Origin of the sequence: Streptomyces sp. 13-12-16, assembly GCF_002114215.1 — a bacterium.
Lineage (GTDB): Bacteria > Actinomycetota > Actinomycetes > Streptomycetales > Streptomycetaceae > Streptomyces.
Genome location: NZ_NCTE01001097.1, coordinates 1 through 856, shown reverse-complemented (window position 1 = coordinate 856; position 856 = coordinate 1). Strand labels below are relative to the sequence as shown.

Sequence of the window (856 nt, the reverse complement as noted above, 5' to 3'; positions counted from 1 at the left end):
GCCCTTGCCCCCGCCCGACTTGCGCGGCGCGAACCAGTCGCTGGCCGGCTTCTCCTCGGCCGCCGGCCGGTCGGACCGGTCGGGCTGTGCGGGCTGGGCGGGAGGCTCGGCCACGTCGGCGGCCGGAGCCGGGGACGGCGCCGCCGCCTCGGCGTCGGTGGTACCGCCCTTGCCCTCCGCGTCCGTGACGGGCTTGCGCACGACGACCGGCGGAATGGGCCGCGATCCGGGGATGTTGATGCGGATCCGCGTCGTCAGCGTGGTCTCGGTCTTGCGTTCCTCCGGCCGCGCGGCCGAACGGCCCGCGTCCGTACCCTCGTCCGGAATCGCCGGAATCCCGTAGGGCGGCGTGCCCGACGGGTAGGCGGCTCCGCCGCGCCCGTTGGGCCCGGAGGACGGAGTGTCAGTTTCACGACTCAAGGCAGGTTCTCCCGGTTGGCTCCGCCGCCCGTCACGACCTCACGGTGGGAGTCCTCCCAGCTCGGGCGAAGCCGAGGGTTCGAGGGAGGCTCGGCGGCGCGCACCACCTTACTGGCCATGTCCGGCCCGTATCCCAGTACCGCCGGGGAAACCCACACCGGACCCGCACGCCCATGACGCGGCGAAGTGGTACGTCACTTGCCAAGTCGGACGGGAGGGCCGTCCGGTTGCCTCCCGGAGACGAGGGTGGCGCAGATCACAGCCATGGCGATACCGCCGAGGAGGAAGAGGTAGGAGCCGCCGCCCGCGGCGAACAGGAAGTCGCCCTCCGGACGGCTGGTGGTGAGCAGGACGACGACGAGCATCCAGCCACCGGCGGCCCAGGCGCCCCCGGCCCGGCTGCGGAGCGCGCGGGTGGCTCCCAGGACCAGCCCCG

The 856-nt window shown here is 73.9% G+C and carries 1 protein-coding gene and 1 pseudogene; both read right to left on the bottom strand.

All coding sequences use genetic code 11. The annotated features are described in order from the left end of the window. Positions 1-420: pseudogene (locus tag B7767_RS35835) on the bottom strand (hypothetical protein); the annotation flags it as partial. Positions 421-614: 194 nt separating this feature from the next. Further along, positions 615-856 (bottom strand): DUF6113 family protein (locus B7767_RS35830; RefSeq protein ID WP_256923685.1); only part of this gene is annotated, 242 nt, incomplete at its 5' end.